The organism is Brevibacterium sp. 1718 (genome assembly GCF_051131255.1).
GTDB classification, from domain to species: Bacteria; Actinomycetota; Actinomycetes; order Actinomycetales; family Brevibacteriaceae; genus Brevibacterium; species Brevibacterium sediminis.
Genome location: NZ_CP186550.1, coordinates 330,987 through 357,424, shown reverse-complemented (window position 1 = coordinate 357,424; position 26,438 = coordinate 330,987). Strand labels below are relative to the sequence as shown.

The following is a 26,438-nucleotide window of genomic DNA, read 5'->3' as shown; positions in this document are numbered from 1 at the left end:
TCCTGAACTCCGAAGCCGAGCCCGTGTGTAGTTGAGGAAGATGAGGGTATGATCTTCGACACAGCGATCGAACGGCTCGAAGATGAGCTCGGCATCACCTGTTTCGTCCATGCCCGTGACCTCGACCGACGGCTCCGCGAACCGGACAGCGCCGAGGTTGGAGTCAGGGAAGACGAGCCCGTGGTCACGGCCAGCGTGTTCAAACTGCCGGTGCTCGTCGAAGCCTGCATCCGCATGAGCACGGGCGAGGTCCCCGCCGAGCGCCGAATCGCGCTGGGCCCGGAGGACTTTCCCGTGGAGGGCTCGACCGGACTCGCTGTCTTCAGCGATGCCGTCTCCGTGTCCTTCCGGGATCTGTGCCTGTCGATGATGACCGTCTCGGACAATCGAGCCACCGATGTGGTGATGGACATCCTCGGCCGCGCCCGCGTGAATGCGAGGCTGCGGGAGCTCGGTCTGACTTCCACCGTGATCGAAGGCGACTGCCGGCACCTCTTCGACACAGCGGCCGCTGACCTGGCAGCTCTGGACCCGCCGGTGGCTTACGCCTCCGCGGACGCCGGAGCGCACTGGCTGAAGACGAGGACGCTGAACCCGGGGCGGACGAACCGTTCGACTCCGGCCGAGACGACGACGCTGCTCGCGGCTCTGTGGAGAGACGAAGGGCTGCCCGCTTCGGCGTGCGCGGAGGCGAGGCGGATCCTCGGTCTGCAGGTATGGTCGCACCGCCTGCGCCGAGGCTTCTCCGACGAGGTGACCGTAAGCGGAAAGACGGGCACCCTACCCTACATCCGCAACGAGGCCGGAGTCGTCGAGTTCCCTGACGGCGGCAGATATGCCGTCGCCGTATTCCTGCGGACCCCGTCACCCCGCTCGATCGGCCCCCGGTTCGACGATGCCATCGCCGACCTCGCAGCTGCGGCGGTGGCCGACCTGCGCTCAGTTCGCCCACTCACTCAATGAAGAGGACACCATGAAGAAACGAATACTGGCCGCCGTCGCCGGGCTCTCCGCACTCACCCTCAGCGCCTGTGGCGGAGGCGGCGGAGCGGGAACCTCGAGCGGGGACGGCGAGCCTGTCATCGACGGCACCCTCAAGGTCGCCATCAACGAAGACCCGGGCAACCTGTTCCGGCACGTCAACACCTCTGCGACTCTCAGCTATGTCTACCCGTGGGCGTATGAGTCGCCGGTCTACTTCGATGACAGCGGCGAACCGCAGGGATGGCTGGCGGAGAAATGGGAGGCGACCCCGACCTCGCTGAGCTTCACCATTCGGGAGGGCATCACGTGCGAGGACGGGTCCGAGCTGACGGCGGAAACCGTGGCGAACAACTACCGGTGGATCCTCGATCCAGAGAACGCGTCGAGCTTCAAAGGTCTCGTCGTCCCGGCCGATGCCACCATCGACGACGATGCTGCGGCGAGGACCGTGACCGTAACGACGAAGTCCCCCAATTCGTTCCTGCTGCCTCAGATGGGGATCCAGCCAATCTACTGTCAGGGCGCCCTGGACGATCCCACGAGCGTCGAGTCCGCCACGAACGGCACCGGCATGTACTCGCTCAAAAAGGCGGTGCCGGGAGATCACTACACCTTCGAGCGTCGAGACGACTACAGTTGGGGACCGGAGGGCGCACCGACCGGGGAGACGCCCGGCGTGCCCAAGGAGGTCGACGTCAGCATCGTCGACAATCCGAGCACGCGCGCCAATCAGCTCCTGTCCGGGGAACTCAACATCGCAGCCGTGCAGGGACCCGACGAGGAACGTGTCGCCTCCACCCTCGAGCCGTTCTATCAGGACGACCTCATCACCGGCGGATTCGCCTACAGCCAGGCCGAGGATGCGCCGACGGCCGATGAGGATGTGCGCATCGCCCTCACCGAGGCACTCGATCTCGATGCGCTCATGCAAGTCCAGACGGCGGGCCAGGGAAAGCGCGCCGAGAGGCTCGCGGTGCTCAATCCGACGATCTGCACCTACGATGCGGCCACGCCGAACCTGCCGTCGAACGACCTCGCCGATGCCGAGTCCCGGCTCGACGCGGCCGGTTGGAAGAAGGGTTCGGACGGCAAGCGCAGCAAGGACGGACAGCCGTTGACCTTGGACTTCGGGTGGTACACGCGCTGGCCCGAGACCTCCTCGACAGCTGAGCTCATGGCCGAACAATGGTCGAAGATCGGTGTCGGCGTCAAGCATCACGGTACGGACGCCGGGGCGTTCCTCGAGAAGATCAATTCCCCCGGAGCCGCCGAGGACTTCGACGTCATCTGGTTGGCGTCGAACTACTCGGTGCCCAATGTGCTCGCCACCTTCGTCTCCGGGCCCGTGCCCCCGAAGGGCTCGAACTACGCCGGCATCAGCAACCCGGACTTCGATGCCCGCGCCGAGGAGGCGTCGCAGGTCACCGGCAAGGAGGCCTGTGGCAGCTGGGAGAAGGCAGAGGCCGCCATGTACCAGTCAGCGGACTATGTTCCCTTCGCCGTGCGCCCTGACATCACCTTCGGCCAAGGCGTCAAGAACTCCCTCGGTCAAGGATGGACGAACGTCAACGGCATCACCCTTGTCGAACGAGACCCCGACAGCAGACTGAGAACAACGCAAAGGAGCAGCACATGACAGCCCGAACCGACCCACAGCTCTTCGACCCCACACGATGGGAGGGCCTTCTGGCCGATGTCGCCCGCCGGCACGAGGTGCCGGGCATCGTGGCCGGCGTTCTGCACGTCGATCCCGTCTCCGATGCGGAGCAACGGTTCGTTGCCGCCACCGGAATCTCAAACCTGCGCACCGAGGTCGGCACCGACCGGACCACGCTGTGCCAGATCGGGTCGATCACCAAACTCCTCACCTCGACGATGATCATGCAGCTCGTCGACGAAGGGAAGCTGAGTCTGGACACTCCGGTCTCGGAGATCCTTCCCGACCTGAGTTTCGCTGAGCTCGATCCTGCCGAACTCACCGTGGAGCATCTGCTCACCCACACTTCGGGCCTCGACGGTGACCTCTTCACCGACACCGGCCGCGGAGACGACTGCGTCGAGAAGTACGTGGCCACATTGTCCGAGGCGAAGTCACTATTCAGCCCGGGCACCGGATTCTCCTACTGCAACTCCGGCTTCGTCATCGCCGGACGCATCATCGAGGTCCTCGACGAGGTGAGCTGGGATCGGGCCCTGAACATCCGGATCTGTCAGCGCCTGGGCAACGAGCACATGTTCACCCTGGCCGAGGACATCATGTCCCACCGTCACCAGCACGGTCACGTCGCGGTTCCCGGCACCGACACCTGGATGCCTGCACCGGTCTCCCAGATTACTCGCTCCATGGGACCCGCAGGACTGGTGACCTGCAGCACGGACGATCTGCTCGGCTTCGGTGCCGCCGTCCTACGTTCGGGACGGACGAGCACGGGGGTGCCGATCCTCAGCCAAGACTCCCTTCGGCTCATGTCCGAACCGCGGCACACCCTCATCGATCAGGCAGCATCCACCGCGCCTCAGTGGGGGCTGGGCTGGATGATCGATGAGTGGGAGGGCCAGAAGCTGCAGTGGCACGGGGGCACCACGATCGGCAACAACGCCTGGTTCCAGGTCCTGCCGGCGTCCGGCCTGGCCTTCGTCGTCTTCTGCAACGGGGGTGTCGCAGCGCATGCGGCCGCTGAGATCTACGGTGCCTTCGCTCGCACCTTCGCCGGAATCGACGCCCCTCCGGCGACCCGGCCCCGGTCGGATCGACCGGCGGCCGCGATACCCGAGAGCCGCCTCGGCGATTATGCCGATGCGAGCACTGCACTCACGGTGCTGCGGACCGACGACGGCACCTATAGGGCTCGCATCCGCAGCTCCCTGGGCGAAGGTGACGAGGCACCGGTGCAGACGATGGATCTGCATCCGTCCGGTAACGAGGCCTTCGTCCTCGGCCGGCCCGATGCCCGCAGCGCGTGGATGCCGATGGCATTCGCCGAGGTGGACGGCAGGGACGTCGCGTACGTAGGCATCCGCTGCCTGCCGCGGGCCGAGGCCGGACCGGACTCGACGGACACGGAGTCGGCCGACGCGCCCGTATCGGGGGACGACGCATGAAACCGACGATTCTCTTCACCGGAGGACGGTACGTCGACCCGGCCAGCGGGGTCGATGAGATCAGCGATGTCCTCATCAGGGACGGTCGGATCGCCGAGGTGGGGCCGGCCCTGGCACACGATGACGCCGAAATCGTCGATGCGTCCGGTCTCATCATCGGGCCCGGTTTCATCGATCTGCACTCGCATGTCAATTCCATCGCCGGGCAGAGGCTGCAGGCCATGGACGGTGTGACCACCGCGCTCGAGCTCGAAGCGGGACTGCTCCCGGTCGACCGTGCGTACACGCGGGCGGCGGAGGAAGGACGTCCGCTGCACTACGGGTTCTCAGCATCGTGGGGCATGGCGCGTGCGGCGGTGCTGTCCGGGCTGCACTTCGATGCGGACCTGGTCAGCGGTCTGTCCATGCTCGCCGATCCGCACTGGCAGGCAGATTCCAGTCCCGTTCAGCTCTCCCAGTGGCTCGGGTTGCTGGAGACGGAGTTGGAGGCCGGAGCGCTGGGTGTCGGCATTCTTCAGGGGTACGCACCGCGCACGGATCCGCGGGAGTACCTGGCGGTGAATGAACTCGCGGCCAGGGCCGGGGTGCCGACGTTCACCCATGTGCGTGAGATCGTCGAGTCCGATCCGACGACTCCGTTCGACGGCACCGAGGAGGCGGCGCGGGCCGCGATGGAATTCGGCGGTCAGGTCCACCACTGCCATGTCAACAGCACCTCGCGTCGGCACATCGATCGGGTGCTGTCGACGATCGATCGGGCGCAGGAGGGCGGAGCGAAGCTCAGCGTCGAGGCCTATCCCTATGGGGCGGGCAGCACGGGGATCGGTGCTGCGTTCCTCGCACCTGAGCGGCTGCCGGCCTGGGAACTGACCCCGAGCAACATCGTTCTGGTCGCCACCGGTGAGCGCATCCGCGATGAGGCCCATCTGCGTCATATCCGCGATGCGGATCCGGGGGCTTCATGCATCGTCGAATTCCTCGACGACGACGATACCGGGGATCGGGAGCTGCTGGCGAGTTCTCTGGCCTTCCCCGACAGCATAGTCGCCTCCGACGCAATGCATGTGACCTGGCCCGACGGTTCCACAGATACCCGTGCGTGGCCGCTGCCTCCGGGAGGCAGGACCCACCCGCGCACAGCGGGCACCTACGCTCGATCGCTGCGCATGATGGTCATCGATCATGGGGTGTGGACGTGGTCGGAGGCCTTCCGCCGCTGCAGTCTGCTGCCTGCCCAGGTGTTGGAGAGTTCGGTGCCGGCGCTGCGCAGGAAGGGCCGCATCGGAATCGGAGACGATGCCGACATCGTCGTCATCGATCCCGCCGAACTGCGGGACCGGGCCACCTATCTCGACAGCACCCGCACCTCAGAGGGTGTGACTCATCTGCTGGTCGACGGTGAGTTCCTCGTCCGGAACTCCGAGCTGGTGCGCGATTCCTATGCGGGGCGAGGCCTGCGCGCCGAGGCGGGGTGAGAGCTGTCAAGCGATCGGCGGAGTCCAACCAGAGCAATTCTGTATCGGCTGTACCGTCCGTATCGTTTGTCGGCAGCATCCGTGCCTGTCCTGATGACGGCGTGGGTCCGCGGGAAAGCGACCTCAGATCCGGTCCAAGGCATCGCTCAACACACTCTCCGTGTCTCCGCCCAGTTGCGGCGCGGCCACGGCGTCCGCCACGGTAGACCCACCGAACTGCAGCGGCACTCGCGGGGCCAGCACTCTGCCCACTCCGGGCTGATCGATCTCGGTCAGCAGCGGATTCTGCACCGAACAGCGCGGGTCGTCGTTGACAAGTTCTTCGAAGGTCTGGAAGCCACCGACCAACACACCGGACGCTTCGAGCGCCTCCTCGGCCTCAGCCAGGGTGTGCTCCGCGAACCACGGGCGCACCACAGCATCAATAGCCTCCCGCGCCTCGAACCGACCGCCCTCGGTGTTCAAATCCACGTCCAGCAGGGGCCCGATCATCTCGAGCTTCTCGCTCAACCCCGTCGCCTTGCCCAGGCCTCGCCAGTGCTTGTTCGAGATGACCACGACCATTACTTGTCGACCATCCGCACACTCGAACGACTGACCATACGCCCCATACAACCCATTACCTAAAGCACCACGCGTCTTCCCCGTCGCCTGCACCTCGGCGATATAGCCGAGATTGCCGATGGTGGCGAGCATGACATCCGATAAAGCCAGGGTGATCTCCTGCCCCTTGCCCGAGGAACGACGATCGAGTTCGGCGGCCATGATCCCGTTGGAAATATAGAGCCCCGCAGCAACATCCCATGCCGGCACAGCATTGTTCACAGGCCGCTCGTCATCACCGGTGATGATCGGGAAACCACTGGCCGCATTCACCGTGTAATCAACTGCCGGGGAACCGTCATGCCACCCGCCCAGGCGGAGCATCACTAGGTCCTCGCGATGCTGCTTGAGATTCTCATAGCTCAACCACCCACGAGCTGGCAGGTTCGTGATGAGTGTGCCCGCCTCGGCGATAAGGTCGGTAGCGATCCTCTGGCCCTCCTCTGACTTGAGGTCGAGCGTGACCGAGCGCTTCCCTTTGTTCAGGGATGCCCAGTAGATGCTCGTGCCGTCATCGCTGATCGGCCACCGATTCGCATCGATGTTCCCGCCGATCGGGTCGATGCGGATGACATCGGCGCCGAGCTGCGCGAGCGTCATCGACCCCAGCGGGGCTGCGACGAATGCAGAGATCTCGACGATTTTGAGGCCGGTCAGGGGTGCGGGGCGGGTATCGGACATAGTGGTGCTCCTCAGTTCTTCGTCGTCACCGTGGCGGCGATCGCGGTCTTCCCGCCTGGGGCGATGGCCTGCAGTTCGTGGGTGCCAGATTCGGTCTCTCTGCCGACGAGGTGGATCTGTTCGTTCGCGAACAAGGGGGACTTCGCGGTGAACCGGTACCCGGTCACAGCCGCCTCGGGGTGGGTGGACATGAACGCATCAAGCAGCAGCGTCGCGGTCAACGGTCCGTGCGTGACGAGGCCGGGGTAGCTTTCGACCTCGGTGACGTACGGGTGGTCGTAGTGGATGCGGTGGGAGTTGAACGTCAGCGCTGAATACCTGAACAACATGACCTCATTCGGCCGGACCGAGCGCGACCAGTCCCACCCAGCGGGGGCGGGCGAATCTGTTCGTGGCGGCTTCGCTGCTGACCCGTCCGGCACTGAGGTGGCCTCGCGGTAGACGATCGTGTGCCGATCCGTCGTGGCAGGCCTTCCGTCCGCGGTGAGCTCCTGGCGGAGCACGACGAAGCACAGGCGCCCGGTGCTGCCGGTCTTCTCCGTGATCGATTCGATCGTCGTCGTCCGCTCGATCGTCTGCCCGGGCAGGATCGGGGCGTGGAAGGTCAGGTCGCTGCCGGCCCACATCCTCCGTGGCAGTGGCACCGGGGGCATGAACCCGCCGAGTGCGGCATGCCCGTCGGCTCCGAGTTCGCTCATCGGCACATCGTCTTCGGAGAAGTGCAGCCAGTGCCCGAGCGGGAACAGCGGCGCAGCCGGGTCCCCGTCATGGCCGAGCAGGGTCGCCAGGCGTGCGGCTCGTTCCCCGTCGGCGGTTTCGGTGGCGGTGGCGCTGCGGCCGGCCCAGTCCTGGAGGTTCGTCTCACTCATCGCAGTCAAATTCCAATCGGTAGTTCGTGAAAAGCACCCACAACCTGCTAATTACTACGTGACGGCGGCGCAGATACCTGGCGCCAGGTTGCTAGGCCGCCGTCAGGTAGTAATTCAGCGGCCTAAGAGTTCGTCGGAGATGATGCGCATCTGGATCTCCGACGAGCCCTCGAAGATCTTCGTCAGCCGGGCATCTCTCCAGTGGCGTTCGACGGCGAAGTCCTTCGTGTACCCGGCACCACCGTGGATCTGCAGCGCCTCCGAGGTGACCTTCTCGCTCATCTCTCCGGCCAGGTACTTCACCATCGCCGCTTCCTTGTCGCAGCGACGACCCGAATCGATCTCCGTGCACACGTGGTACATCAGTTGCCGGCACGCCTCGATCTGAGCGGCCATGTCCGCGACCTTGAACCGCAGATGCTGGAAATCAGCCAACGGATGGCCGAACTGCTCGCGTTCTTTCAGGTATTTGATCGAGTCCTCAAGTGCCGCCTGCGCCAACCCGATCGACCTAGCCGCCGTATGGGCGCGGCCCACTTCGAGACCGGACACCGCCTGGTAGAAACCGCGTCCTTCCTCACCGAGGAGGGCATCGGCAGGCAGGACGAAGTTGTCGAACGACAGCTCCCACGTCTTCCACCCGTGATACCCGATCTTCTTCGCCGGCGCCCCGGAGATCCCCTCGGGGAAGGTGCCGCGTTCCTTCTCGACGAGGAACACCGAGATCCCCCGATGCCGCTTCTCCTCTGTGGAGGTGCGGGCGAAGAGGATGATGTAGTCGGCCTGATCGGCATACGTGCACCACATCTTCGTACCGTTGATGACCCAATCACCATCGGCATTACGTTCGGCCTTGCACCGCAGGTTCGCCACATCCGACCCAGCCTCAGCCTCAGACAGGGCGAAGGCACCGAGGTACTCACCACTGGCAACCTTCGGCAACAGACGGGCCTCCTGCTCAGGAGAGAACCCACCACCCATGCCGTTGCCGCGAGCCAACAGCCCGGCCACGGACATCCAGGCGCGGGAGAGCTCCTCAGCAACAAGGCAGTACTCGAACACACCAAGCCCCAGTCCCCCGTACTCTTCGGGGATGAGGATGCCGAAGAACCCCATCTCCGCCATCTGCTTGACCATCGACTCGGGGAACTGCCCTTCAACAGGGTCGAGTTCGTTGGCGATGGGCAGGACGACATCACGGGCGAACTCGCGGGCGAGCGCCTGGATCTCGAGGCGCTCCTCGGTCATCATGTGCGGAGTGTCCGGACGCGGACGCGGCTTATGAGTCATCTTCTGCCCTTTCTGGGGTCTTCGTGTCTTCTTCGATTCGTATCACTGTCCGACCACCGCCGGCTGAGCCGCCCATTCTCGGAGGACGGCGGTTTTGATCTTCGAGCCGTTCGTTCCCGCGGTGACGGGCATGGTTTCAACCAGACGGACTTCGGTCGGGACCTTGAAGCTGGCGAGCTGCTGTCGGCAGTACTGCCGGATGTCCTCAGGTTCGGGAGTAGTTCCGGGCACTGGCTGGACGAAAGCGACTACTTCGGGCTCGCCGACGTCGCTGCTGCGCCCGACGACCTTGACCAACTCGATGTCCGGATGGGTGATGAGGTGCAGCTCGATCTCTGCGGGATCGACGAGGAACCCCCGCAGACGGATGACGTCACCCATTCGGCAGACGTATTCGAAGGCTTCGGGCCCATGAGCGCGCCCGAGGTCCCCCGTCTGGAACCATCCGTCGGAGGTGAAGTTCTTCCTTCCTTCTCCCTGATCACCGAGGTAGTGGTCGACGACGTTGGGACCCCGGAGTTGGACTTCACCTTCCGAGCCTTCGGACACAGGCTGGTCCGTGACCGGATCGGCGATGCGGTATTCGTAGCGAGGGTCGACGAGGCGACCGCCTCCCGAATACCGCAGCTCTTCCGGGGTGTCGTTCGGCCAGAACGAAGTGAGTGCGAAGACTTCGGAGGATCCGTAGACGCCGACGGTGCGGGTGCCGAACTGTTCGGCCGCCCATTCGGCGATGTCGGCGGACATTCCTTGGAAATCGGCCACGCCTGCCCACCGCCACGATTCGAGTTTCGTGCCCGTGTCTTCGCAGACCTTGCGCACTCGGGAGAGCATGTCGTCGGCTCCGACGAAGTGTGAGCCGGAGAAGGTGCTCCAGGCCCGGACGAGTTCTTGTTCGTCGAAGACCGGGTGAAGGAGGACTGCCGCTCCGCCGAAGAGCGCCCCCATTCCCGCCGAGTATCCGAAGACGCCCGAGTACGGGAGGGGTTCGACGAGGACGTCACCGGTGGTGAAGCCGATTCGAGAGGCGACCTGCTGGGAATGAGTGATGACGGCGGACTCCCGGTGAGCCGCGAGCTTCGGCATCCCCGTGGAGCCGGAAGTCGTGAAGGCAACCGACAGCCGGGATTCTTCGGGTGCGGCCGCGGCGAATGAAGTCGCTGCCTGATCGATGGTTGACGACTCCGCGGGGACGAGCACCGCCCCAGCGCCGAGGTCGTAGTCCGCGATCGTGGGTTCGCTCGCGGCTCCCGGCACCGCCCAGACGAATGCCTTCGGCGGGGTGAACGGCTCCCCCGGTGAACGGTCCTGCTGTGCGGCAGTTTCCTGGTCCACCTCGGCGATGGCCTTCCGTGCGGTAGCGAGGAAGTCGAGGTTGCGGAATCCGTGGGCCACGACGAGCACCTGCGGGCGGGCCTTGGTGAGGACGTGCCCCACCTCGGCGACGTTGTAGCGGGTGTTCACCCCGATCACGTGGGCACCGAGCGCGGAAGCCGCGAACTGCCACGCATAGGTGTCGGACCAGCTTGGCAGCCAGACCGCGATGCAGTCGTTCGGGCCGACACCGTGCTCGGCGAGCAGATCGGCGAACTCGTTGGTGCGGGCGAGCAGATCCGAGACACTGATGCGCACGTGCCCGGACTCGGTACCTTCGCTGGCGGCATCGGTCGGCAGCGGATCGATGAGAGCCGTCCGCTGTGGGTCGGTTTCGGCCCAGGATTTCAGATGACCGAAGAGAGTGGTGGGCGAATTCATGAGCGGGCGGCCTCCAATTCTTCGGTCTTGCGGTCAACGCTGCCGGAATCGGCCCCGCCGGAATCGGGAAGATCGGTATCGGCACCGCGAGTGCCGGCACTGCGCACCCAGGAGTCGACCGCCTCGGCGAAGTCCGGCATCTCCTCCATCGGATAGTGCCCGATTCCCGGCAGGAGAACGAAGGTGCCTCGAGGGATGGACTCGGCGTCACGGCGGATCGCTGCGGTGTCGATCCACAGGTCGTCCTCACCGGCGACGAGGACCGTCGGGCAGGTGACACCGGGCAGGCCCGCGCTGACGTCGTGGCGGCCCCAACCGATGAGATCAGAGTTCGACACGATCGGGTCCTCCCTGCAGTGCATGCGGGCGATGAGCTCTCGCCGCTCTTCGTCGATTGCCGAGCCGACGACGGCTCGCGTCCCCCAGTAGGTTCGATCGCCGCGAGACGGCGTCGAGATGTCGACGAGCTCACGTGTCAGGCCTCGCAGCGAGACATGACCGGGACGGGATCCGGCGGCCATGGCGATGGCCGCGATGATGCGTTCACCGGCGCGCCCGGCCAGGTCGATCGTGATCTTGCCGCCGATCGAGCAGCCGACGGCGACGAACCGATCGATCCCGAGCTGGTCGAGCACGTCAAGACCGAATCGTGCGTATTCGCCGAGGTCGGTCACCGGGCCATTCTTCGCCGGCTCCGTGCGGCCGTGCCCGGGCAGGTCGGGAACGATGACCCGGTAGCCGACGGCAGCGAGGTCCGCCGCCACGTGGCGGTACTGGACTCCGGACTGTCCTGCGGTGTGAACAGCGAGCAGCGGCGTCGCGTCGATGTCGCCCCAGTCCTCGACGAAGGCGATGCGGTCGTCGATGATCAGCTGGTGAGCGCGGAGGGTCGTCGCTGCCGGAGCGTTCGTGTAGTTCAGTGTCGTCATCTCAAGCCACCTGCAGATTCGTGTCGAGGACGCGTTCGGAGCCGACATAGCCGGCTGTGACGGCCATGGCTCGAGCGTGGTCGATGATGCGGATCAGTGCGCTGGTCATGCGCAGGTACTCGTACCCGGATCCGGAGGAGCGCATCCTCCCGCTCATCGCGGTCTCCATGAAGCGGTTGCGCTCGGCGGTCACGAGATCAACGAAGACGTCGCCGGGGATGGAGAGCACGAAGTCAGCGCCGAGGATGGAGCGGGCGACGACCTCGAGCACGTGACCGCGGTAGCAGCGAAAGTGCACTGGGCGACCGCCGATGGCGATGCCGATCGTCCCGTCGTAGGCCTCGATGAGTGTGGAGAACTCGGAGTCCTCACGCAGGCGATCGCGCAATGCGCTGTTCCAGCCGGCGCTGCCGGGGCAGAGCAGTTCGGACACGTCGTCGCTGTTGTCGATGGCTTCAGCGAAGGCGAAACGCACCGAGGCGGAATAGGCGGCGTCCCCTTCGAGGTGAACTGTCACCTCGGTCCGCAGCTCCTGTCCCTTTTGAGGCAGGACGGCCGTCACCACTGCAGACGGGGAGACGAGTTCGCTGTCGTCGGTCTGGGCCTCGCCGTTCGTCTCCAGCTCAGCCGAGACCAGTCGGACCGACTGCCCCAGCTCCTGACCGATCGCCTCGGCAACGGAGTCGGCCAGCGACAGCGGACTTGACGCAGCCAGTGCGTCAGCATCGGCGAGCAGTCTTCGGCCGGGTTTGAGCGGGGTGGTCATGAAAGTTCCTTCCGGGTGTGCTTATGAGTGCAGGTGAACTTATGAGTAGATTGGTGCCCATGGAGGACACCCCAGCCAATGCGAACCGGCGGCGAGCAGCGCCGAGATTCATCGACCGTGACACGGTTGTCCACGCTTCTCTCGAGGTGTTCTCCGCCCAGGGGTTCCACGGTGCGTCGACGCGGCAGATCGCGAAGGCGGCGGGCACTTCCTTGTCGAATCTGTACAACTACTTCGGGTCGAAAAGTGAGATCCTCGAGTTCGTGCTCGAAGAGACGGCGCGAACCCTGGCCGATTCGCTCGAGGAAGCGGTCGGCGCAGCGGGAACGAACCCGTTGTCGAGGCTCGAGGCCGCGGTGCGTGCCTACGTCGATTTCATCGTGGCCCAGCCCCGCGCCTCGGTGGTGGGCATCACCGAATTCCGCTACCTCGAGGGGGAGAACCGCGCCGAGGTGGTCACCGAAAGAGACAGGACGGAAGCGGTGTTCCGGGCTGCGATCGGTGACGCTGCTGCCGCCGGAGAGTGCGAGGTGCGCAATCTCGGCTCGGCGGTGCGCGGCGTCGTCACCCTCTGCAACTCGATGTCCACGTGGTACCGGCCCGACGGTGAACTCTCGCCCACCGAACTCGCCGATCTGCAGGTCGACCTCGTCTTCGGTCTGGTCCGTGCCGCCAAGCGGCCTGCCTCTTCCGACTGACATCATCCGAGCCGTTCGACCGTTCGGGCATCGGCCGCGTCGACGGCGGGCGGGAACGAGAATCGCGCCGCGTCCCATCCGGATTCGAGCGACGACCAGAAGAAGAACGAGACTCGACGCTCTTGGAATCGCCACCCGTGTGCCGTCCTGACCATCGTGTCTTCGTACCGACCCGCCGCGATCTGGGATTCGCCGTCGACGACGCAGGGCTGGAGCAGCCAGGTCGTCCCCGCCGCAGTGTCTCCGTCGAGCTCCACGGTTTCGTTGGAGCTGAAGTGCCACCACGATGTCACGGTCGAGGAGTTGAGCTGTGGGAAGAACTCGAGCATCTCCGCACGGCCGCGTGCAGTGGACAGACCGACGAACGCGCCGTCCTCGGTGAACGTGTCGGCGAGGTCTTCCCAGCGACCGTCATCGAGTGCCTGACAGTACCGGGCGCGGAGCTGCCCGATCTCGTGGATGTCTTCGAGGCGAGTGATCCTCTCTTCGAGGGTCAGAGTCGTCTCAAGCATGTTCGGCCTCCTCCGCAGTTGTCGGTTTCGCAGCCACATCGAGCTTGCCTGCTTCCCGAAGTTCGCGTTCTTCGATGTCTGCGGCCGTCTCATGCAGGTTCGTCTGGAAGCGTTCCCTGATGGAGTACACGGCGACGAAGGTGATGACGGCCATCGCGATGATGTAGAGGGAGACACTCGCCGAGGTGCCGGTCGCTTCGATGAGCGAGACCATGATCATCGGTGCGAGACCACCGGCGAAGACACTCGCCAGCTGGAATCCGAGGGAGGCGCCGAAGTACCGGACGTCTGCGGGGAACATCTCGGCGAACAGTGCCGCCTGGGGCCCAAACATCATGGCATGCAGGGTGAGGCCGACGATGATGGCTGCCGCAACGAGGAACGGATTGCCGGTGTCGACGAGCCAGAAGAACGGGAAGGCCCACACGGCCATGAGAACGGTGCCGAGCAGGAAGATCTTGCGGCGGCCGTGTCGGTCGGACCAGGCCCCGAAGTAGGGGATGGTGAAGATCTGAGTGGCGACGGCGAGGCAGACGATCATGATCATCGTCGTCTGAGAGAGCCCGACATTCGCGGTGCCGTAGGACAGCATTCCGGAGATCATGATGTAGAAGGTGCCGTTGACGACGAAGAATGCGCCGGCAGCCTGCAGAATCTGCTTCCAGTACAGCCGCAGGGCGCGCAGGAAGGACACACGCGGCATCTTCGTACCGGCGGTTGCGGCCTCCGCCTTGGCCTGCATCGACTTGAAGACCGGGGTCTCTTCGATCTTCATCTGCACGAAGATTCCGACGGCGACGAGGAGGATGCCCGACAGGAACGGCACGCGCCAGCCCCACTCGATGAAGGCGCCTTCATCGACGAAGAGCAGGATGCAGAGGAAGAAGGCATTGCCGATGATGATGCCGGCGACGGTGCCCAGCTGGACGAGGGAGCCGTAGAAACCACGACGCTTCAGCGGCGAATGCTCGGTCAACAGCAGCGTGGCGCCGCCCCATTGTGCGCCGACGCCGAGTCCTTGGACCAAGCGTGCGGTCACCAGGAGGATCGGCGCCCAGATTCCGATTGTCTCGTGGCTGGGCAGCAGTCCGATCGACGTTGTCGCGAGCCCCATGACGATCATCGAGGCGACGAGCGGTCCCTTGCGGCCGAACTTGTCGCCGAGAGCACCGGCGATGATGCCGCCGACGGGACGGGCGATGAAGCCCACCGCGAGGGTGCCGAACGAGGCGATGGTTCCCAAGGCTCCTTCGAGCGAGGGGAAGAAGACATGGCCGAAGACGAGCGCCGAGGCGGTCGAATAGATGAGGAAGTCGAACCACTCGAGCGCTGTGGCGATGACAGATGCGGCAGCGAGGCGGGTCATCTTGCCTTCGTCGGGTGTTTCGAGTTTGGTCGTGGTCATGCCGGACGTGGTCGCGTCAGGGCCGGTGGGCGAGTTGGGTGCTGATTGCATTATCACTCCTCATTGAGCAGGGAAGAACGTTCGTTCTTGTATGCTGAGTATGACAGAGGCGCTCCACCCAGGCAACAGGCGCCCGATTTCGGCCCCTGACCCAGGAGGACTCCATGCTCGAGAAGCGCACCACTGACAACAGCCTCTACTTCGAGGACCTCGAGGTCGGCCAGGTCTATCGGTCCCCCGCGCGGACGCTGACGGAAGCCGACCTCACAATGTTCTCGATGCTCTCGGGCGACTGGAACCAAGTCCATGCTGATGCCGAATACATGGAGGACCGAGGCGGACGGCTGTTGCACGGCGCCTTGGGAATCGCCGTCCTCACCGGGCTGATGGACCGAGCTGGCTGGTTCGCGCAATCGGCGATCGCCATGACCAGCCTCGACGACTGGAAGTTCCTCACGCCGCTGCGCATCGGAGACACGGTGACCCTCGAGATGGAGATCCTGTCCTGCCGTAAGGTCGCCGCGGGCGACAAGGGCTTCGTCGACCGGCGATTCACTCTGTTCAATCAGCACGGCGAGAAGGCGCAGGAGGGGAGATCCGGATTCCTCATCGAGCTGACACCTTCCACGCCGTGACCAAATAGGCCGATGACCCTCAGGCCTTATTCCGACCGATGAGCTGCTTGGCGATGACGTTCATCTGGATCTCGTTCGTGCCTTCGCCGACGATCATCAGCGGAGCATCACGGTAGTAGCGTTCGACGTCGTATTCGGTGGAGTATCCGTAACCGCCATGGACGCGGATGGCATCGAGGGCCACCTCGGCGGCCATCTCCGAGGCATAGAGCTTCGCCATTCCTGCCTCCATGTCCACACGCGCACCCGAATCATAGGTGCGGGCGGCGTGGAGGACGAGCTGCCGGGCGGCCTCGAGCTTCGTCGCCATCGTGGCGAGCTTGTTGCCCACCGACTGGTGCTTCCAGATCGGCTTGCCCATCGACTCGCGCTCCTGCGAGTACTTCACTGCATCATCGAGGGCGGCCTGCGCAACGCCGAGCGACCGGGACGCGACCTGGATGCGGCCGATCTCGAGGCCCTTCATCATCTGCTTGAACCCGACACCCTCGGCCTCACCCAGCAGCTGCGACTGCGGCTGCCGAAGACCGTCGAAGGACAGCTCGCAGGTCTCGACGCCCTTGTACCCGAGCTTCGACAGATCCTGGGAGACCGTGAAGCCCTCCCCCTTCTCCACGAGGATGATCGAGATGCCCTTGTGACGGGGTTCCGCCTCGGGGTCGGTCTTGCACAGCAGTGCGATGAGGTCGGATTTCCGGGCGTTCGTGATCCACGTCTTCGACCCGTTGATGACGTAGTCGTCACCGTCCTTCGCTGCTGTGGTGCGCATGGCCTGAAGGTCGGAGCCGCCGCCGGGTTCGGTCAGCGCCATCGTCGCTCGCAGCTCACCGGTGGCCATCCGAGGCAGGTACTTATCCTTCTGCTCCTGGGTGCCGTATTCCTGGAGGAGCTTCGCGACGACGGTGTGCCCGCCCATGGCACCGGCCAGGGACATCCACCCGCGAGCGAGCTCCTGAGTGATGAGCGCATAGGCCTCGGTCGAGACCTTGCCCATCCCCCACGGCTCGTCGATGGCGAGCCCGTAGATGCCCATGTCCTTCATCGTCTGTATCCACGCTTCCGGGTATTCGTTGGCGTGCTCGACCTTGTTGACGCTGGGCTTGACCTGCTCGTCGATGAATTCGGCGACCAGGTCGATCATCATCTGCTCTTCATTGCTCACTGCCATGGTGAAATCCTCTGTTCGTTCGTCATTTGGAAAGTTCAGTCCAGTCGGGTGCCGTCACGCACCGTGCGGGTCCGGCCGAGGCCCAGCGTCGGCGGACCGGTGCTGTCGAAGAAGTCATTGCCCTTGTCGTCGGTGATGATGAACGCAGGGAAGTCTTCGACGTGGATCTTCCACACTGCCTCCATCCCGAGCTCCTCCATATCGAGGACCTCGACCGAGGTGATGCAGTCCTGAGCCAGCCGGGCGGCAGGGCCGCCGATCGATCCGAGGTAGAAGCCGCCGAATTCAGCGCAGGAGCTCTTCACCTGCGCGGACCGATTGCCTTTGCCGAGCATGATCATCGATCCGCCGGCCTCCTGGAACTGCCGCACATAGGTGTCCATCCGCGATGAGGTGGTCGGACCGAACGACCCCGAGGGCATTCCCTCGGGTGTCTTCGCCGGTCCCGCATAGTAGATCGGATGGTCTTTGAAATACTCGGGAAGTTCCCCACCGGCATCGAGGCGGTCGCGCAGCTCCGCGTGGACGATGTCGCGGGCGACGACGACCGTTCCCGTCAGCGACACACGGTCTCCGACGGACAGTTCGGACAGCTGTTCCTGCAGACTCGGCATCGGTCGGTCGAGGTCGATGGCGGTGACATTGCCGGATTCGATCTCCTCGACGCGGCCCATCGCGGGCAGGAACCTCGCCGGATCGTGTTCGAGTTCTTCGATGAACACGCCGTCTGCGTTGATGCGGGCGATGATCTGCCGGTCGGCCGAACAGCTCACGGCGATCGCGATCGGCAGGGATCCGTTGTGCCGGGGCAGCCGGACGACGCGGACATCGTGGCAGAAGTACTTGCCGCCGAACTGGGCACCGAAGCCGAGGTTCTGGGTGAGTTCGAAGACGGTCTGCTCGAATTCCCGGTCCCTGAATCCGTGCCCCAATTCGGCGTCTCCGCTTTCCGGCAGGTCGTCGAGGTAGTGGGCACTGGCGAGTTTCGCGGTTTTGAGCGTGAATTCGGCCGACGGCCCGCCGATGACGACGGCCAGATGATAAGGAGGGCAGGCTGCGGTGCCGAGGGTGGAGATCTTCTCGGCGAGGAATTCGAGCATCGCCAACTCGTTGAGTACGGCCTTCGTCTTCTGATAGAGGAAGGACTTGTTCGCACTGCCTCCGCCCTTGGCCATGAACAGCAGCTCATAATCATCGGCGGGGCTCAGCGCCACCTCGATCTGGGCGGGCAGGTTGGTGCCGGTGTTCGATTCCTCGAACAGGCTCGTCGGCGCCAGCTGCGAGTAGCGAAGGTTGAGCTCTTCATAGGCGCGACCGATTCCACGCGACAGATGCCTGGCATCATCGCCGTCGGTGAGCACGTTCGGTCCGCGCTTGGCCGAGACGATCGCCGTGCCTGTGTCCTGACACATCGGCAAAATCTCCCCGGCCGAGACCGCGGCGTTCTGCAGCAGGTCGAGGGCGACGAAGACGTCGTTGTCGCTGGCTTCCGGATCGTCGATGATCGCGCGCAGGCTGGCCAGATGGTCTGTGCGCAGGTAGTGCGAGATCTCCTTGAAGGCGACCTCGGCGAGGTCGGACAGGGTCTCCGGCGCCACCGTAAGGAACGAGCGCGACGTCCCGCCCACCTCGACGGTGGTCGTCTCCACTCCCTCGATGTCGAGCCTGCGCATCCGCGGGCCCTCGCCCTCGGTGGGCAGCAGAGGTGAGTAGGCGAAGTCAGGCTGTCCGTCCTCGACCGCCGAGGCGGCTCGACTGTCCGTCGTGCGTGCTGGTTCGCTGTCCATCGCCTTCAGATCACCCCGTTGTGGCGCAGTTCGCTGATCGCCTCGGCGTCCATTCCCAGCTCGCCGAGGATGGACTCCGAGTTCTGTCCCACCGCCGGGATCGGGTCCATGCGATGGCCCACCCCAGACATCTCGACCGGTGGTGCGAGCATGGAGATCGGACCGGCGGGGGTCTCGACCTCGTGCCAGCGGTGGCGTTCGGTCAGCTGCGGGTGGTCGGCGATCTCGCTCATATCGCGCTGCCTCGAGTGGGCGACCGCGGCTTGTTCGAGGAGGGCGTCGCAGGCTCCGCCGGTGAGGGCGGAGAAGGCTCGCTCGATGATCTCTTGGAGTTCGTGTCGGTGGGCGTAGCGGTGAGCGGCACGGTCGAAGCGTTCGTCGGTGACCATATCGGGACGGTCGAGAACCTGAGTGGCGAAGCGTTCCCATTCGCGTTCGTTCTGGATCGCGAGCATGATCTGAGTGCCATCGCCGCAGGTGAACGCGCCGTAGGGGGCGATGGCGGCGTGGGAGGTGCCGGCTCGGGTGGGACGGGTGCCGCCGTAGCGGGTGAAGTAGAGGGGGTAGCCCATCCATTCGACGAGGGAGTCGAAGAGGCTCGTCAACAGGGTGGCGCCAACACCGGTGCGCTCGCGGTTGTACAGAGCGGTGAGGATGCCTGAGTACGTGTACATTCCCGCGGCGATGTCTGCCGTCGAGATTCCCGTCTTCGCAGGGAACTCCTCTGTTCCGGTCACGGAGACCAGTCCTGCCTCGGCCTGCACAAGTGCATCGTAGGCCTTGGCATCTTTGTACGGCCCGTCCGTTCCGTATCCGGAGATCGAGGCGTGGATCAGCCGAGGGTTGATCGACCGAAGGTCTTCGGCACCGAGGCCGAGTCTCTCTGCCGCGCCGGGGGCGAAATTCTGGATGAAGACATCCGCCGAGGCGATGAGCTCGTGCAGGATCTTAAGTCCGTCGGGGCTCTTCAGGTCGAGCGCCAGGCTCTCCTTGTTGCGGTTGATCCACACGAAATGGCTTGAGAGTCCATTGACCGTCGTGTCGTATCCGCGGGCGAAGTCGCCGACGCCTGGGCGTTCGATCTTGATGACCCGGGCTCCGAGGTCCGCCAGCTGGCGTGAGGCGAAGGGGGCAGCGACTGCCTGCTCGCAGCTGATGACAGTAATGCCGGACAGCGGCAGGTTCGAGGCGGTCGCGTCGTCCTGGCCCGCGGGGCTCGGTACGGACGTCGGTGCAGCAGTGGCCATCGGCCCTCCACGACGAGGTATGAAACGTTGACATCCACATCATACATATCGTCACAGATAATGCATTCTTCGGTCTCAGTTGATGCCCGAGCCTGTAGACTGGGACCACCGAGACATGAAACTGACACCCCAACAGCGGGTGACGCATGAACGAAAGGCATCGGGTGGATCAGGAGTCGGCATCGACCAAACGGGACGTCATCGTCCTCGGCCTGCGCCGAAAGATCCTCTCCCGCGAGCTCGATCGCGGCGAACGACTGCGACAGGATCAGGTCGCCGACTGGTTCAATGCCTCCATCACGCCGGTCCGCGAGGCCCTGCGGATCCTCGAAGCCGAGGGTCTCGTCACCTCCGAAGCTCACCGCGGTGTACGCGTCGCCGGCGTCGACGTCGACCGTCTCAAGTCCCTCTTCGTCACCCGAAAGCTCACCGAGACCTTCGCCATCGCCCGTGCGACCACGCGGATCTCCAGACACGAGCTGCGCCAGGCCGAGCGCCTGCTCGAGGCGCTTGACGAGGCCAGCGCCGACGGTGATTCACTGGGACGCAACACCCGCAACGAGGAGTTCCACTTCTTCTTCTACGACCGCTGCGGAATGCCCGCGCTGCGCGACGACATCGCTGCACGCTGGCGAGCCTTCCCGTGGGACCTCACTCTCGACAGCCCCGAGAGACTCGACCAGGTGCACGCCGAACATCAGTCGATCGTCGACGCTGTCCGCGACGTCGATCCGGACGCGGCGGCGCGCCACCTCGGCGATCACATCACGAACGGCTTCCTCCGCCTGGCCGAGTCGACGACCGGTCAGGCAGTCTCCGACCCCTTCGACTTCGACACGGACTGACGCCCTCGAGGCAGGCCGCGAACTCTCAGTTCAACAAATAATGCATTCTTTTGCCGATCATATTGGAAATCAGCGAAAAGTCCTCTAGGCTCGTGAACGGTCGATCGAGAACCTGACTCGGCACGAACTCTCCGCACGGCAATGACCAGCCGTCGAATTGGCGGGCTCGTCCGTCCGCACACTCCCGATCGGCATCGCCCCTGGCCAACCAGACTGGAGCTGACGATGACGTCAATGAGACGACCGAGGTGGAAGCCGCTCATCGCGGGCCTCTCGATAAGCCTCCTGCTGCTGAGCGGATGCAATCCCGCACGCAGCGGAGACCAACAGAAATTCGAACTGCGCTTCGCCCATGTCACCTCGGTGGGCACACCGAAGGGACTGGCCGCAGACTTCTTCGCCGAACAGGTCGAGAAGAAGTCCGGCGGCCGCATCGAGGTCGAGGTGTTCCCGAACTCGGAACTCTACGGCGATAAGGACGAGATGCAGGCCATCCAGTCCAATGCCGTCCAGGTCTTGGCCCCGGCGAGCGCGAAGTTCACGACGATCGCACCGAGCCTGCAGGTTCTCGACCTGCCGTTCATCTTCGACGACCCCGACGAGATCCCCGAGGTCGCCAGTCCCGATACCGAGATCGGCAAGGCCATCTACGCGAACCCCGATCTCGAGGAGAACGGGCTCAAGGTCCTCGGTCTGTGGGATTCGGGCATGAAGCAGATCCACTCGAACAACAAGACGCTGAAACCCGAAGACATGAGGGGCAAGAAGTACCGCATTCAGCCCTCGGACGTGCTGCGCACCCAGTTCGAGACCTGGGGTGGGATTCCGACTCCGCTTGCGTTCGCCGAGGTCTACAGCGGACTGCAGCAGGGTCTCATCGACGGAGGCGAGAACACCTACTCGAACATCCAGTCGCAGAACATGCACACCGTCCAGAAGTACGTGACCGAACTCGATCACGGCTACATCGGCTACATCCTCACGGTGAACAAGCGCTGGTACGACGAGCTTCCCGACGATCTGCAGACCGCAGTCGACGAGGCTGCCGATGAGGCCAGCGAATTCAACCGCAAGGAAGCTCAGAAGGTCAACGAAGAGTCGAAGCAGACCATCGAGGAATCCGGCGGCACGGAGATCGTCATCCCGAGCAAGGAAGAGCGTCAAGCCTTCAAGGACATGGTCGTGCCGTCCGAATACGAGAAGTACCGCGACGTCATCGGTCCCGAGGTCGTCGACGAGCTCCTCGAACGCAACGAGAAGAGGGGCTGATGATGAAGACCATCGACAAGTACCTCAGTCGGCTCGAGAACTTCCTGGCCGGCGGCTGCCTCATCGCGGCCACCGCCTTGGCGGTCTTCGCCGTGCTTCTGCGCAATATCACCGGTGACGTCCTCTTCTGGTCCGAGGAGGCGGTCATCTACCTCATCATCTTCTCGACGTTCTTCGGCGCGGTGGTCACCCTGCGCCACAACGAGCACGTCGCCGTCGACATCATGCCGGCTCTGCTCAAGGGCAAGGCGAAGAAGTTCTTCGTCGTCCTCGGCGGACTGGCCACTCTGGTCTACGCAGGCTTCATCGCCTACCTGTCGTGGGCGCTCATCACCGAACCGTTCTCGCGGACGACTATCACCCCGGCGCTCAAGCTGCCGCTGTGGGTCGTCGAACTCTCGCTGGCCGTAGGCATGACTCTGTTCTTCATCCGCGCCGTTGAGATGACCATCCGTGCCCTGCGCACTCCTGCGACGGAACTCGACAAGGATGTCCTCGCCGAGGAGGCCGCCGCCGTCGGCATCGACGTCGAAGACATCGCGATCGTCGATGACGGAAGCGACCGCACAAACCGCACGGACGGAGCCAACGGGGGCGACCGCCTCGGCGATGGCGGGACCGACGAGAAGGGAGGCGATCGCTGATGTTCGAAGCCACCATCGTCCTCATCGTCGTCCTCATCGCACTGCTCGTCACCTCGGCGCCGATCGCGGTCGCTTTGGGTCTGACGAGCATCGTCTACTTCTACTACTTCACGCTCATTCCGATGACCCAGGTTTCGGAACGGCTGTTCAATGCGCTTAACTCGTTCCCGCTCATGGCGATCCCGTTCTTCATCCTCGCGGCGAACATCATGTCCCGCGGCGGGATCTCCCGACGGCTGACCGACTTCGGTGCGGCCATGGTCGGGCATCTGCGCGGCGGCATGGCGATCACCACGGTGCTCGCGTGCATGTTCTTCGCCGCGGTCTCCGGGTCCTCACCGGCCACGGTCGTCGCGGTCGGTGCGCTGATGATTCCGGCGATGATCAAGAACGGGTACCCGAAGGAGTTCTCCACGGGACTCGTCGCCACCTCGGGGTCGTTGGGCATCCTCATCCCGCCGTCGATTCCGCTCATCGTCTTCGGCATCGCCACCGAGCAGAACATCGGCGACCTGTTCCTCGCAGGCGTCCTGCCGGGCATCCTCGCCGGCGTGATGCTGTTGGGCATGGCTGTGTTCGTCGCTTGGAAGAAGGGCTACGGTCACGCCGGGGTCGGCTTCCGGATGTCGAACAAGGACAAGTTGAAGGCGTTCCGGGATGCGATTCTCGCTCTTGCGCTGCCGTTCCTCGTCCTCGGCGGAATCTACTCCGGATGGTTCACCCCCACCGAGGCGGCCGCCGTGGCCGTCGCTTATTCGCTGGTCGTGTCGCTGCTCATCTACCGCGAGATCAAGATCTCGCAGCTGTGGGAGGTCACGCTGGCGTCGGTGAAGACCTCGGCGATGGTCATGTTCATCATCGCCAACGGCATTCTCTTCACCTTCGTGCTCGCCAGTGAGCGGATCCCGGGTCAGATCTCGACGACGATCACCGAATGGGACCTGCAGCCGTGGCAGTTCCTCATCCTCGTCAACATCCTGCTGCTGTTCGTCGGCTGTGTGATGGAGACATCCTCGGCGATCCTCATCCTCGCCCCGATCCTGCTGCCGATCGCGATGGAGCTGGGCATCGACCCGATCCACTTCGGCATCATCGTGGTGATGAACCTCGAGATCGGCATGATCACACCGCCGCTCGGCCTCAACCTGTTCGTCGCCTCGGGCATGTCCGGGATGAGCGTGATGGGAGTGGCGAAAGCCGCGATCCCGAGTGCGCTGGTGCTGCTGGCGGCACTCGTACTGGTCACGTTCGTGCCGTTCTTCGCCACAGCGTTCGTGGGGTGACACTTCGGCAGTGATGACCGACCGTTGCGGGGCGGCGTTTGTGAAGTTTCGCTTACGTCGCCCCGTTTCTATTCCTACTACAGACATCAACCAGCATCTGCCGTTCTAGGACACCGAACCGGCTCCGTGTCAGTACCGGACGAAAGAATTTGTCTACGAATGGCAAGCCCGCAAGAGCACCCGGTTATGGATGAGGAAGCGATGATGAAGACTCTTCGGACCAAAATGTTGCAACTGTTCCTCTGGTGCCGCAAAGTTTTCGAAGCCGGCTCTACAAAGTGGTGGCCCGGGCTTGCGCTTATTCTCGTCGGACTCCTTGTATCCGCAATTCTGTACTTGCTCGTCGAGTACGTCTTCGCCCACTCGTTGATTTCAGTCGGTTGGCATGAGGCAATGCCAAAGATCGCATCGGTGTTCACAAGCCCATTGATCGTCACTGGTGCTTATATGCTGATATTCCATTTGCGAGCAAAACATCGGGCCGACCCTCTCTTCATCGTTGTCGGCTCTGCCCGGCTCGGCTATTGGTTGTGGGGGCTGACAACAACGCTGATCTGTGTAGCTGGACCAGCTTTATGGCTCACCGGGGTCAGCCCTATGGCCGGGGCCACAGCCGCTTTCTCGGCCGTGTTCATCACGATCGGAGCCACGCTGGTAGAGCAGCCAAAGCCCGAGATGAAGATCAATTCCCTTCTCCTCTTGAAGCGAGTCGCGAACTGGCAACTTATTTCTGGAAGCGCAGTGATAGCAATGTTGTATGAGTCTCCCAAGCCTCATATGAATCTGTTTACTCAGCTTGGTGACAACAGAGGATTCATGTTCTACCTCATGATGTTGTGGGTGATCGGCGCTGGTGGACTCACTGTTCTACTTGAGCCTCTCAAATACAAGTTGGAAGAGGAAAGAACCTCTGCGCCACCATCTGCCTCTTGGTACAGCAGTTCTCGATATGTTTGATGGATTTGCCTAGTTCGATCCCTTGACTTCGAGTGCACTCAAACCTCTAGCGTTGGCGCTATGCCACCTACTACGGACAGTGCATCGATTCCGATCGAGACCCTATCGATCAGCGAAGTCTGCAACCGACTCGGCATCACAGCACACACTGCGCGGTACTACGAACGCATAGGGCTGCTCCACGTGGGACGTTCACCCTCAGGTCGCCGCGTCTTCGACCAGAGAGCCGTCGACCGGCTCGATTTCCTCGTGCGCATGCGGTCCTCGGGCATGGGCATCTCCGAACTCACCCGCTATGTCGACCTCGTCAACCAGGGCGAGTCGACCACACCTGAACGCCTGCAGATTATGCGCGACCAACGGCAGCGGATCATCGAGCAGATCCGCGACCTCGAACGAGCACTGACCGCCACCGAATACAAGATCGCCGTCTACGGCGGCGCTCCCGACGACACTTCTCATTCTCCGAAAGGACACCACTCATGACCACCACAACCAGCCGCCTCGGCGACCTCGAGGTCTCCCCCATCGGCTTCGGCTGCATGGCCCTGTCCCACGTGTATGGCGGCACCACTGACGACGATGCACGCGCCACACTTGGCAAGGTGGTCGACGCCGGCATCACTCTGCTCGACACTGCCGACGTCTACGGCGAACCTCGCGAGGGCACCACCGGTCCCGCTGGAACGAACGAGGAGATGCTCGCTCCGTTCCTCGCCAGGCGCCGCGATGATGTCCAGCTCGCCACGAAATTCGGCATCACCGGGCTGCGAACGCTCTCCGACGGATCGACGAAACGAACCGACGGACGGCCCGAGTACGCACACGAAGCGTGCGACGCTTCGCTGCGCCGCCTCGGCGTGGATTCGATCGATCTCTACTATCTGCATCGGCCGGATCCCGATGTTCCCATCGAGGACACGGTCGGGGCGATGGCCGAGCTGGTCACGGCCGGCAAGGTCGCGCACATCGGACTGTCCGAGGTCACCGCGGACGAGCTGCGTCGTGCCCATGCGATCCACCCGATCACCGCGGTCCAATCCGAATGGAGCCTGTGGTCGCGTGATGTTGAAGACCACGTTGTGCCCGCCTGCGCGAAGCTCGGGGTCGGGTTCGTCCCGTACAGCCCGCTGGGTCGCGGATTCCTCACCGGAACCCTGACGAAGGACCAGGTGGCAGGCGATGTCCGCGGCGGGACCGCGCGCATGGGTGATGCGTGGGATGCCAACCAGCGGATCGTCTCCATCGTCGCCGAGGTGGCCGACCGTCACGGAGCGACCAATGCTCAGGTGGCGTTGGGTTGGCTCCTTCACCGTGCAGCAGAGATGGGAGTCGGCGCGGTTCCGATTCCGGGCTCCCGCAAGCCCGAACGCAGTCTGGAGAACTTCGGCGCTCTCGACTTGCGGCTCGAGCCTGAAGACATGCGGCGAGTTGATGAGATCCGCACCCTCGTCGAAGGCGGTCGCAACATCGTCGACAACCCGAAGTGGATCAGTTCCGGACGGGAGTGAAGGACACGCGAAACAGCAGCGTA

The 26,438-nt window shown here is 63.9% G+C and carries 24 protein-coding genes; 13 read left to right on the top strand and 11 right to left on the bottom strand.

Translation table 11 applies throughout. The annotated features are described in order from the left end of the window. Positions 1 to 48: 48 nt before the first annotated feature. From ACOZ9V_RS01585 to ACOZ9V_RS01570, 4 genes are read left to right on the top strand one after another with little or no spacing between them, the layout of a single operon-like run. On the top strand, positions 49 to 963 hold the full coding sequence (locus tag ACOZ9V_RS01585; protein ID WP_434593023.1) for a serine hydrolase: 915 nt from the start codon (positions 49 to 51) through the stop codon (positions 961 to 963). A gap of 10 nt (positions 964 to 973) precedes the next feature. Next, positions 974 to 2,620 carry an ABC transporter substrate-binding protein gene (locus tag ACOZ9V_RS01580; RefSeq protein ID WP_434593020.1) on the top strand — a complete coding sequence of 549 codons (1,647 nt, stop codon included), beginning with the start codon at positions 974 to 976 and terminating at the stop codon, positions 2,618 to 2,620. After that, positions 2,617 to 4,086, top strand: a complete 1,470-nt coding sequence (locus tag ACOZ9V_RS01575; RefSeq protein ID WP_181271397.1) for a serine hydrolase domain-containing protein — start codon at positions 2,617 to 2,619, stop codon at positions 4,084 to 4,086. Before ACOZ9V_RS01580 ends, ACOZ9V_RS01575 begins: the two co-directional genes overlap by 4 nt. Beyond that, positions 4,083 to 5,561: an amidohydrolase family protein gene (locus tag ACOZ9V_RS01570; RefSeq protein ID WP_181271398.1), complete on the top strand. Its 1,479-nt coding sequence runs from the start codon at positions 4,083 to 4,085 to the stop codon at positions 5,559 to 5,561. The genes ACOZ9V_RS01575 and ACOZ9V_RS01570 overlap by 4 nt, the downstream gene beginning before the upstream one ends. 123 nt (positions 5,562 to 5,684) lie before the next feature. Here ACOZ9V_RS01570 and ACOZ9V_RS01565 read toward each other — a convergent pair whose 3' ends face one another. The 6 genes from ACOZ9V_RS01565 to ACOZ9V_RS01540 all read right to left on the bottom strand — a co-directional run bounded on the left by ACOZ9V_RS01565 (position 5,685) and on the right by ACOZ9V_RS01540 (position 12,454). After that, positions 5,685 to 6,845, bottom strand: a complete 1,161-nt coding sequence (locus ACOZ9V_RS01565; RefSeq protein WP_181271399.1) for a CoA transferase — start codon at positions 6,843 to 6,845, stop codon at positions 5,685 to 5,687. A gap of 11 nt (positions 6,846 to 6,856) precedes the next feature. Next, positions 6,857 to 7,714: an FAS1-like dehydratase domain-containing protein gene (locus ACOZ9V_RS01560; RefSeq protein WP_181271400.1), complete on the bottom strand. Its 858-nt coding sequence runs from the start codon at positions 7,712 to 7,714 to the stop codon at positions 6,857 to 6,859. A gap of 114 nt (positions 7,715 to 7,828) precedes the next feature. Next, positions 7,829 to 9,004, bottom strand: coding sequence for an acyl-CoA dehydrogenase family protein (locus ACOZ9V_RS01555; protein WP_181271401.1), 1,176 nt, complete (start codon positions 9,002 to 9,004; stop codon positions 7,829 to 7,831). A gap of 42 nt (positions 9,005 to 9,046) precedes the next feature. Beyond that, positions 9,047 to 10,759: an AMP-binding protein gene (locus ACOZ9V_RS01550; RefSeq protein ID WP_181271402.1), complete on the bottom strand. Its 1,713-nt coding sequence runs from the start codon at positions 10,757 to 10,759 to the stop codon at positions 9,047 to 9,049. Then, positions 10,756 to 11,688, bottom strand: a complete 933-nt coding sequence (locus tag ACOZ9V_RS01545) for an alpha/beta fold hydrolase (RefSeq protein ID WP_229664057.1) — start codon at positions 11,686 to 11,688, stop codon at positions 10,756 to 10,758. The genes ACOZ9V_RS01550 and ACOZ9V_RS01545 overlap by 4 nt, the downstream gene beginning before the upstream one ends. A gap of 1 nt (position 11,689) precedes the next feature. Then, the gene (locus ACOZ9V_RS01540) at positions 11,690 to 12,454 is read right to left on the bottom strand and encodes a hypothetical protein (RefSeq protein WP_181271404.1); all 765 of its coding nucleotides are present in this window, start codon (positions 12,452 to 12,454) and stop codon (positions 11,690 to 11,692) included. 59 nt (positions 12,455 to 12,513) lie between these two features. On the opposite strand from ACOZ9V_RS01540, the gene ACOZ9V_RS01535 reads away from it, so the two are divergent. Further along, positions 12,514 to 13,152, top strand: coding sequence for a TetR/AcrR family transcriptional regulator (locus ACOZ9V_RS01535; protein WP_181271405.1), 639 nt, complete (start codon positions 12,514 to 12,516; stop codon positions 13,150 to 13,152). Between the two features lie 2 nt (positions 13,153 to 13,154). Here the strand turns inward: ACOZ9V_RS01535 and ACOZ9V_RS01530 are convergent, their stop codons facing one another. Both ACOZ9V_RS01530 and ACOZ9V_RS01525 read right to left on the bottom strand, forming a co-directional pair. Continuing rightward, the gene (locus ACOZ9V_RS01530) at positions 13,155 to 13,664 is read right to left on the bottom strand and encodes a nuclear transport factor 2 family protein (RefSeq protein WP_181271406.1); all 510 of its coding nucleotides are present in this window, start codon (positions 13,662 to 13,664) and stop codon (positions 13,155 to 13,157) included. Next, on the bottom strand, positions 13,657 to 15,120 hold the full coding sequence (locus tag ACOZ9V_RS01525) for an MFS transporter (protein WP_219922300.1): 1,464 nt from the start codon (positions 15,118 to 15,120) through the stop codon (positions 13,657 to 13,659). Before ACOZ9V_RS01525 ends, ACOZ9V_RS01530 begins: the two co-directional genes overlap by 8 nt. Before the next feature lie 113 nt (positions 15,121 to 15,233). Here ACOZ9V_RS01525 and ACOZ9V_RS01520 point away from each other — a divergent pair, with 113 nt between their 5' ends. Next, entirely contained in the window at positions 15,234 to 15,704 is a 471-nt protein-coding gene (locus ACOZ9V_RS01520) for a MaoC/PaaZ C-terminal domain-containing protein (RefSeq protein ID WP_181271407.1), read from the top strand. A gap of 19 nt (positions 15,705 to 15,723) precedes the next feature. Here ACOZ9V_RS01520 and ACOZ9V_RS01515 read toward each other — a convergent pair whose 3' ends face one another. Genes ACOZ9V_RS01515 through ACOZ9V_RS01505 form a run of 3 tightly spaced genes read right to left on the bottom strand, consistent with a single transcriptional unit; the run spans position 15,724 to position 19,906 of the window. Next, entirely contained in the window at positions 15,724 to 16,872 is a 1,149-nt protein-coding gene (locus ACOZ9V_RS01515; protein ID WP_139469507.1) for an acyl-CoA dehydrogenase family protein, read from the bottom strand. Between the two features lie 35 nt (positions 16,873 to 16,907). Continuing rightward, entirely contained in the window at positions 16,908 to 18,659 is a 1,752-nt protein-coding gene (locus ACOZ9V_RS01510) for a FumA C-terminus/TtdB family hydratase beta subunit (protein WP_181271408.1), read from the bottom strand. Between the two features lie 5 nt (positions 18,660 to 18,664). Further along, complete coding sequence (locus ACOZ9V_RS01505) at positions 18,665 to 19,906, bottom strand: CaiB/BaiF CoA transferase family protein (protein WP_181271409.1); 1,242 nt, start codon at positions 19,904 to 19,906, stop codon at positions 18,665 to 18,667. 146 nt (positions 19,907 to 20,052) lie between these two features. Between ACOZ9V_RS01505 and ACOZ9V_RS01500 the strand changes: the two genes are divergently transcribed. The 7 genes from ACOZ9V_RS01500 to ACOZ9V_RS01470 all read left to right on the top strand — a co-directional run bounded on the left by ACOZ9V_RS01500 (position 20,053) and on the right by ACOZ9V_RS01470 (position 26,415). Beyond that, positions 20,053 to 20,751: a GntR family transcriptional regulator gene (locus tag ACOZ9V_RS01500; protein ID WP_139469509.1), complete on the top strand. Its 699-nt coding sequence runs from the start codon at positions 20,053 to 20,055 to the stop codon at positions 20,749 to 20,751. Positions 20,752 to 20,985: 234 nt separating this feature from the next. After that, positions 20,986 to 22,020 (top strand): DctP family TRAP transporter solute-binding subunit, encoded by a 1,035-nt coding sequence (locus tag ACOZ9V_RS01495; protein WP_181271410.1) that lies wholly within the window; start codon positions 20,986 to 20,988, stop codon positions 22,018 to 22,020. Next, the gene (locus tag ACOZ9V_RS01490) at positions 22,020 to 22,664 is read left to right on the top strand and encodes a TRAP transporter small permease (protein WP_172172685.1); all 645 of its coding nucleotides are present in this window, start codon (positions 22,020 to 22,022) and stop codon (positions 22,662 to 22,664) included. The genes ACOZ9V_RS01495 and ACOZ9V_RS01490 overlap by 1 nt, the downstream gene beginning before the upstream one ends. Further along, on the top strand, positions 22,664 to 23,947 hold the full coding sequence (locus ACOZ9V_RS01485) for a TRAP transporter large permease (protein WP_139469512.1): 1,284 nt from the start codon (positions 22,664 to 22,666) through the stop codon (positions 23,945 to 23,947). Before ACOZ9V_RS01490 ends, ACOZ9V_RS01485 begins: the two co-directional genes overlap by 1 nt. 159 nt (positions 23,948 to 24,106) lie before the next feature. Then, complete coding sequence (locus tag ACOZ9V_RS01480) at positions 24,107 to 24,904, top strand: hypothetical protein (RefSeq protein WP_434593007.1); 798 nt, start codon at positions 24,107 to 24,109, stop codon at positions 24,902 to 24,904. Between the two features lie 60 nt (positions 24,905 to 24,964). After that, on the top strand, positions 24,965 to 25,390 hold the full coding sequence (locus ACOZ9V_RS01475; RefSeq protein WP_139469514.1) for a MerR family transcriptional regulator: 426 nt from the start codon (positions 24,965 to 24,967) through the stop codon (positions 25,388 to 25,390). Continuing rightward, a complete protein-coding gene (locus tag ACOZ9V_RS01470; protein WP_434593003.1) occupies positions 25,387 to 26,415 on the top strand; it encodes an aldo/keto reductase in 1,029 nt (342 codons plus the stop codon). Before ACOZ9V_RS01475 ends, ACOZ9V_RS01470 begins: the two co-directional genes overlap by 4 nt. The last annotated feature ends 23 nt before the right edge of the window (positions 26,416 to 26,438 follow it).

Bases quoted from the DNA above. Each gene is read 5' to 3' on its own strand.
- ACOZ9V_RS01585 (WP_434593023.1), top strand. From the start codon at position 49: ATGATCTTCGACACAGCGATCGAACGGCTCGAAGATGAGCTCGGCATC.
- ACOZ9V_RS01580 (WP_434593020.1), top strand. From the start codon at position 974: ATGAAGAAACGAATACTGGCCGCCGTCGCCGGGCTCTCCGCACTCACC.
- ACOZ9V_RS01575 (WP_181271397.1), top strand. From the start codon at position 2,617: ATGACAGCCCGAACCGACCCACAGCTCTTCGACCCCACACGATGGGAG.
- ACOZ9V_RS01570 (WP_181271398.1), top strand. From the start codon at position 4,083: ATGAAACCGACGATTCTCTTCACCGGAGGACGGTACGTCGACCCGGCC.
- ACOZ9V_RS01565 (WP_181271399.1), bottom strand. From the start codon at position 6,845: ATGTCCGATACCCGCCCCGCACCCCTGACCGGCCTCAAAATCGTCGAG.
- ACOZ9V_RS01560 (WP_181271400.1), bottom strand. From the start codon at position 7,714: ATGAGTGAGACGAACCTCCAGGACTGGGCCGGCCGCAGCGCCACCGCC.
- ACOZ9V_RS01555 (WP_181271401.1), bottom strand. From the start codon at position 9,004: ATGACTCATAAGCCGCGTCCGCGTCCGGACACTCCGCACATGATGACC.
- ACOZ9V_RS01550 (WP_181271402.1), bottom strand. From the start codon at position 10,759: ATGAATTCGCCCACCACTCTCTTCGGTCATCTGAAATCCTGGGCCGAA.
- ACOZ9V_RS01545 (WP_229664057.1), bottom strand. From the start codon at position 11,688: ATGACGACACTGAACTACACGAACGCTCCGGCAGCGACGACCCTCCGC.
- ACOZ9V_RS01540 (WP_181271404.1), bottom strand. From the start codon at position 12,454: ATGACCACCCCGCTCAAACCCGGCCGAAGACTGCTCGCCGATGCTGAC.
- ACOZ9V_RS01535 (WP_181271405.1), top strand. From the start codon at position 12,514: ATGGAGGACACCCCAGCCAATGCGAACCGGCGGCGAGCAGCGCCGAGA.
- ACOZ9V_RS01530 (WP_181271406.1), bottom strand. From the start codon at position 13,664: ATGCTTGAGACGACTCTGACCCTCGAAGAGAGGATCACTCGCCTCGAA.
- ACOZ9V_RS01525 (WP_219922300.1), bottom strand. From the start codon at position 15,120: ATGCAATCAGCACCCAACTCGCCCACCGGCCCTGACGCGACCACGTCC.
- ACOZ9V_RS01520 (WP_181271407.1), top strand. From the start codon at position 15,234: ATGCTCGAGAAGCGCACCACTGACAACAGCCTCTACTTCGAGGACCTC.
- ACOZ9V_RS01515 (WP_139469507.1), bottom strand. From the start codon at position 16,872: ATGGCAGTGAGCAATGAAGAGCAGATGATGATCGACCTGGTCGCCGAA.
- ACOZ9V_RS01510 (WP_181271408.1), bottom strand. From the start codon at position 18,659: ATGGACAGCGAACCAGCACGCACGACGGACAGTCGAGCCGCCTCGGCG.
- ACOZ9V_RS01505 (WP_181271409.1), bottom strand. From the start codon at position 19,906: ATGGCCACTGCTGCACCGACGTCCGTACCGAGCCCCGCGGGCCAGGAC.
- ACOZ9V_RS01500 (WP_139469509.1), top strand. From the start codon at position 20,053: ATGAACGAAAGGCATCGGGTGGATCAGGAGTCGGCATCGACCAAACGG.
- ACOZ9V_RS01495 (WP_181271410.1), top strand. From the start codon at position 20,986: ATGAGACGACCGAGGTGGAAGCCGCTCATCGCGGGCCTCTCGATAAGC.
- ACOZ9V_RS01490 (WP_172172685.1), top strand. From the start codon at position 22,020: ATGATGAAGACCATCGACAAGTACCTCAGTCGGCTCGAGAACTTCCTG.
- ACOZ9V_RS01485 (WP_139469512.1), top strand. From the start codon at position 22,664: ATGTTCGAAGCCACCATCGTCCTCATCGTCGTCCTCATCGCACTGCTC.
- ACOZ9V_RS01480 (WP_434593007.1), top strand. From the start codon at position 24,107: ATGGCAAGCCCGCAAGAGCACCCGGTTATGGATGAGGAAGCGATGATG.
- ACOZ9V_RS01475 (WP_139469514.1), top strand. From the start codon at position 24,965: ATGCCACCTACTACGGACAGTGCATCGATTCCGATCGAGACCCTATCG.
- ACOZ9V_RS01470 (WP_434593003.1), top strand. From the start codon at position 25,387: ATGACCACCACAACCAGCCGCCTCGGCGACCTCGAGGTCTCCCCCATC.